Origin of the sequence: Nocardia sp. NPDC005978, from assembly GCF_040614455.1 — a bacterium.
Classification (GTDB): domain Bacteria; phylum Actinomycetota; class Actinomycetes; order Mycobacteriales; family Mycobacteriaceae; genus Nocardia.
Genome location: NZ_JBEXUS010000255.1, coordinates 1 through 1,072, shown reverse-complemented (window position 1 = coordinate 1,072; position 1,072 = coordinate 1). Strand labels below are relative to the sequence as shown.

The window sequence follows — 1,072 nt, the reverse complement described above, 5'->3', positions numbered from 1 at the left end:
TTAGCGAAAAAGTATGGTATAAAATCTTATAGTAATATTGAAATTTGGGTTGCCAAATATAAGAAATATGGAGATGAAGCCTTACGTCGTTCAAGAAAAAATGAAGAATATTCTTTCGAAAAAAAGATATTTGTTGTAGAATTATACTTAACAAGTGAACTCTCGTACAATGACATTGCTTTACAAGAAGGTATAAATAATCCATCACTTATTTGTAACTGGGTTAATCTCTTCAGAGTAGCTGGTCCTGATGCATTGAGAGAACGAAGGAAAGGTCGGAAAATTTCAATGGCTAAATCAACTAAAAAGTTAAGTAATAAAACAACAAGTCAAACCACAAGTGATAATATATCTAAAGAATATGTAAAAGAATTAGAAAATGAATTACTACAACTAAGGATAGAAAATGCATTTTTAAAAGAAGCGAGGAGATTGCGTTTAGCGGAAGAAGCAGAAATGAAAAGAAGGCGCGAATTATAAGCAGTCTCCGAGGAGAATTCATACTTAAAGACCTTCTTTTATATGCGAAAATGCCGAAAGCAACATATATGTACTGGCAGAAGAGATTCGATAGAGTTAATCCAGATAAAGAAATTGAAGAGAAAATATTAGAAGTAAGAAAGAATAACAAAGATTATGGTTATAGACGTATATATGGTGCGTTACGTAATTTAGGGTATATTATAAACAAGAAGAAAGTTCAAAGAATTATACAAAAATTAGGCTTACAGGTTACATCATTTACTAGAAAAAGTAGAAAATACAATTCATATAAAGGGAAAATTGGAAAAACAGCCAAGAATAGAATTAGAAGACGATTCAATACCAATATCCCTCATCAAAAAATCACTACAGATACAACTGAATTTAAATATTATGAAGTAAATGAAAAAGGTAAAATAGTAGTAAAGAAACTTTATTTAGATCCATTTATGGATATGTATAATGGTGAGATAATAAGCTATAGTATAAGTGAACGCCCATCAGCTAATAATATAGTGGATGCACTAGAAGAAGCTATTAAAGTCACAGCTAAAGCGCCTTATAGGAGAACTTTTCACTCTGATCAGGG

The 1,072-nt window shown here is 30.6% G+C and carries 2 protein-coding genes; both read left to right on the top strand.

Annotated elements, in window-relative coordinates; genetic code table 11:
* Positions 1-480 (top strand): transposase (locus ABZ319_RS40510; protein ID WP_354991894.1); only part of this gene is annotated, 480 nt, incomplete at its 5' end.
* A 50-nt stretch (positions 481-530) separates the two neighbouring features.
* The coding region (locus ABZ319_RS40505) for an IS3 family transposase (protein ID WP_354991893.1) at positions 531-1,072 on the top strand (542 nt) is incomplete at its 3' end.